General features: G+C 36.9%; 4 protein-coding genes. All 4 read right to left on the bottom strand.

The features are described from left to right. Nucleotides 1-245: hypothetical protein (locus tag F607_RS31760; RefSeq protein WP_038292226.1), on the bottom strand; the 245-nt coding region annotated here is incomplete at its 3' end. Nucleotides 246-1,007: 762 nt separating this feature from the next. Next, nucleotides 1,008-1,361 carry a hypothetical protein gene (locus F607_RS0124950; protein WP_027710206.1) on the bottom strand — a complete coding sequence of 118 codons (354 nt, stop codon included), beginning with the start codon at nucleotides 1,359-1,361 and terminating at the stop codon, nucleotides 1,008-1,010. Between the two features lie 411 nt (nucleotides 1,362-1,772). After that, the gene (locus tag F607_RS0124955; protein ID WP_027710207.1) at nucleotides 1,773-2,819 is read right to left on the bottom strand and encodes a hypothetical protein; all 1,047 of its coding nucleotides are present in this window, start codon (nucleotides 2,817-2,819) and stop codon (nucleotides 1,773-1,775) included. Nucleotides 2,820-2,942: 123 nt separating this feature from the next. Further along, nucleotides 2,943-3,815, bottom strand: a complete 873-nt coding sequence (locus tag F607_RS0124960; protein WP_169719849.1) for a Shedu anti-phage system protein SduA domain-containing protein — start codon at nucleotides 3,813-3,815, stop codon at nucleotides 2,943-2,945. Nucleotides 3,816-4,678 lie beyond the last annotated feature (863 nt).

The following is a 4,678-nucleotide window of genomic DNA, read 5'->3' on the forward strand; positions in this document are numbered from 1 at the left end:
AGATCATCAAATAGCTCATATATTTTTGAATGCTGTTTCTCGTTGTAAAGCCTTACCAGTGGTTCAGCTACTAGGTTGGCGCTTTCCGCAGAAACATTCTTGGTTTGGTCTTTATCCTGTTCCTGAATAGCTGCGTTATTAGCCGAATGAAAGTTAAGGGCAATATAGCCAGTAACAACCAGGTTAATACAAACCAAGGTCACCAGAACATACAACAGTGGAGACGATTTACTCTCATTAGTCACGTTAGCATTTCCTAAATCAAACGGTAATATTTTGCATAATAAATGTTAATTCAATATACACCAAGAATTCATATGAAGATTTGATTAAGGCTAGTTCAAGATAGGGTATACGACTTGCGTCTTATAAAAACGGGGTGTTTTTTGTGGAAAGTTTGCTTAATCCTTGCTTAATTTTGCTTAATCGAGAATGAGTCTCAAAAGCAAAAAGCCCGTAACTCATTGAATTACAAGCTTAAAAATGGTCGGAGTGAGAGGATTCGAACCTCCGACCCCCACAACCCCATTTTATCGATATATACATGTAACATATTGTTTTAATTGTTTATTTATATTTTTTGTACAGATTAGTTACAAAAATAAAAAAAGTTAATATCAATAAGTTAAAATATGATTTTGCTAAAAAGAATACAACTAACATTGTATATCAAGGTGGCTGAGAGGACTGTTTGTATAGGTTTAAGAAGTTTAACACCTAGGCTAACCGGTATGTCAGCGCAAAGCGTCCTTGTTTAACGATTTATTAGCTTTTTCTGAAACCACATACCAGCTATTACTAGCAAACAAACTTTGACCTGTTGTGTCAGACCAGAGTATCCAGTTATAACGGAAATTATATCTCAGCATTCAGAGGGCAAATAAATTGATAAAAAGTTTACCCTATTTGACAAATTTTGATATTTTATACTCATTGAGAGACTTCAAAAGAAAGCCCTATTAAGGATCTCCCACTTTAGTTATTATCAATATATTTTCCACTTATATTCATTTGCTTTTTCTCCTGAGTGTGAGCTCCCCATTCTTATACGAAATTTCTTCGTAATCTTTAAAAACGGCAATTAATAACACTAGACCTACAGATGTAGCAGCAATGACTGCGGCAATTTCCAATCCGGTTAGAACTGTTACTGGCACTGCCGCGAAAGAAGACAACCCACCAGTAAATGGAGCTGCAGCAAGGGCTACTGTTAGTCCAGCTATGGAAGTGGTTCCTGCTAGCGCTATTTTCTTTGATTTTTTAAGGTTATTTGCAAGATCACCTTTAACAACTATGAGTTCCTCTCCTTTCTCTTTAGCCTTTTCAAGTTCTGATTTATTTGTGACAACGATACCTTCCATAGTTTTACCTCTTATGCTAATGCAGGGCTGCATCACTTAGCCTTGTCTGGGTTTAACTTTTTTGCTTTTTTTTACTTTGCATGTATGGATATCCAGTAGCTTTTTTGTTGACTTTGCCCTTTTTGGAACTTTGACATTCACTTGTCTCTTTCTTCATCAGTGGTTTTTAATTCTAAATTAGGTTCGATTGATACATACATTGCAACAAAATCTTTATGGTCAGCTTTTTTCAACGATTCAATAGTATTTGATAATTAAAGAAAGTCATTAATTATCAAAATCGCCAATTTAGAATCCATGTCCTCCTCTTGTCGCTTATGCATATTTAGTATTTTTTTCTTTTTTGACTGTGCTATTTGCCCTCCCAAATTCTAACATCCGAAGCAACAGCGAATTTACGCGTCCGGCTGGCTAACTTTGTTTTTTAACTCCTTTCTCGTCCATTTTCTCTAACTTGCTTGTGTCATAAGTAGGCCTAGATAGCTCTAGTTTATTAATTGTCTCTGCGATATTGTTTTCTGACATGCGATGAATGACTAGATCCCATAACTTTTGTCTGGTTTCAAGATCAATGACTCCATCCATTCCAAGCTGATTGTTGCCAAAAAGCATTGCGTAGACCAAGAGAGCAAGCGATGCCTTTTTTCCCTTTTTTAGGTTTGGAATTATGATTTTATTCCATATGTCACCCGGAGAATTAAATTGAGCTTTAGTCGTAAGTGTGAAAAGGTCTTTTTCTACATAGTGGCTAAACAATGTTTCAAACTGCTCTTTATCAATCCCACTCTCAAACTCTTTAGATATAACTTCAATTTCATTCATGAATTGAAGTATTTGAACGACACTATAATTTTTTATTTCGTGTTCAGCGCGTATTTTTAAGGATAGAAAAAGCTCATCATTTCTGGAAAAAGCAGGATACAAACTATGATAAATGGCCTCCCAATGTTTATCTATATTAAACACAGTCAGCTGTGACCCAAGACTAGCTACCAGTCCATAGGGCATTGTTTTACGATGTATTGTGGGACCCCAAGTAACTTTTCTCCGTAGCATGTAGTCCATCTCTACGGATCGCCCCTTCACATCATAGAAAATTTCCAATGACTCATTGTCGATGTATGGATCACTTTCTACGATCCCAAATCTCAACGCTGAATCTCTTATGGTAACAACCCAGTCGCCAATATTTATATTATATATAAAGTTTTTTAATTGATTGAAAATCTTAGATTCCTGTGCTTTTTTTGCGCCTTTTAAATCAGCCCCTCTAGATATAGCAGACTTAAGCTTGCCTTCATCCGGAAAGAATTTTTCATTATTTTTTAGCTTTATGTCTAAAGTATTAAAGTGACCAACAGCAATGACCCCATATCTCGTGAAGTGGTCATAGTAAAGGTTCTGATTTGCTCTTACGACCCAATACCTCCTGTCTTCTGGAACTTCATATATTTTCATCTGTAATCCTTATTATTGGTACAGTATGAGAGTTAACGCCCACATTCAGGGGAGTTTGAGGTAATGCGTGCTTTTACGGTAGCAAAGGCGCGCAACTGATCAAACGTCACCAGCAATATGTTGTTATAAATCAGCAATGCCGCTCAATCCGCTTTCTACAAGAGCATGATTAGCGGTTTTCTTTGTAACACGACTGTTCACTGTCAATAAATCGCCAGCCTCCCACTTCTCTATTTCATAACCCCAAGCCTTAAGTATTGCCTTCTGGTCAGTGGTAAGAATCAGTGAATCCGCAGGGACGTAGCTAAACACAAGATGCGGTTCTACGTGTAGATGCTTAAAGCGAAATTTGTCCTTTGTTAGTGCAAGAATGTTCTTCTTGTATCTTGGCCCGTTCTCGAAATAGCTAATAAGAGTATCGTACGTCATGATGCTAACGCCAGATTCACCTCTGATCTTATTCAGCGTTGCCAGTCTAGATGTCTGGGAATTCTTCTCAGCAGACCTCCCTACTATTAATTGGAAATCGAAAGTGACGGGGTTACTGCGCATTTTCTGGGGATACAAAATTGGTTCCAAACGCCTCATCGATTCGCAGCTATGTTCGCCCAAGAACACCTGCCAAGAACGGACTTGAGACAGCGCCTTGTTAAAGGCAGATGAAGTATCCACTTGCTTCTTGTTGGACGAAAAAATCTTTTTGTCTGGCGTCTCAAGCTCAACGAATGTGATTCGCCAAGTGTCTGAACTCTTCGTCAGATACACATAGTCTGCAACCAAAGACGTGTCTAACGGGAATTGAGACACTATGACATTGAAATGAAGTCCGTGGTTAAGCAAGTTTGGAGTAGGTATCAGTTCAGAATGGTGTTCGAGATAATCTTGAATCACCAATTCCTTCTTCTTGCCTGGGGAGGTATTAGAATCGAGGATTTTTCTGAAATCTTGGACCAAAGTCTGTCTTTCCGATTCAGTTAGCTCTTTTTTGGTTAGCAATGTCATTTCCCAGAGTAATAACTATTAATGAACGTCAAGACGACATAACACATTACGACATTCTGACGTATAATATCCGAATATATTTTAAAAAATAACACTTAACTAATCCTAAATTAATGTTTAGAAACAAACTATTACCAACTGATTTATATTCACTATTTCGTTTTTGTACAGAATGTTATACGTCAGAATGACATAATTTATCACGCCACGTTTATATAATTTCAGCAATACAATATTTGAATCAAACAAATAACTACTTAAATCCTATCAAAATATTATTTGACATATTACTAATAATAAATCAATTACCCAGATATTGACTTATACTGAATTACACTAGATTAAATTTCACTTTATGAAATAAACTCTATACCCCTTACCGCCATAGTTCACAAGCCATTGCAACCATTCATTGTTTAAAATAATTTTTCGCAAACTTTTTATGACACAAAACCCGCAGGGGGCGAGGAGGAGTGCGTTTTTCCGCTCACGCAATGATCCAGGTAAGTTAAGTGCACCAATCCACCCTGATCAAAAATCAGTCACCTTCTCATCATGGAACAGATTCAGTATTGTCATCACCTGAAAGCTAATGACTTTTGGGGTTAAAACACCTATTGTCTTATGCCCATACCTAACAGCGATTCAGTCTTTGCTGATATAACTCACTTGCATACTATCAAGTTCACAGTATAATGCGGCGGTTTTTTATACAAATACTGAGACTGTCGTCATAAGAAGTAAGAATGAAACGCATATACATCACGCTAGGTTATTGTTATCTCTTTTTTTCCTCGTTATTTTTTCCTCAATCATTATTCGCTGAAAACACGGATATTGTCGGTACACTCCCTGGT

The organism is Zooshikella ganghwensis DSM 15267, assembly GCF_000428585.1.
In the GTDB taxonomy this organism is placed as follows: Bacteria; Pseudomonadota; Gammaproteobacteria; order Pseudomonadales; family Zooshikellaceae; genus Zooshikella; species Zooshikella ganghwensis.

Bases quoted from the DNA above. Each gene is read 5' to 3' on its own strand.
- F607_RS0124950 (WP_027710206.1), bottom strand. From the start codon at position 1,361: ATGGAAGGTATCGTTGTCACAAATAAATCAGAACTTGAAAAGGCTAAA.
- F607_RS0124955 (WP_027710207.1), bottom strand. From the start codon at position 2,819: ATGAAAATATATGAAGTTCCAGAAGACAGGAGGTATTGGGTCGTAAGA.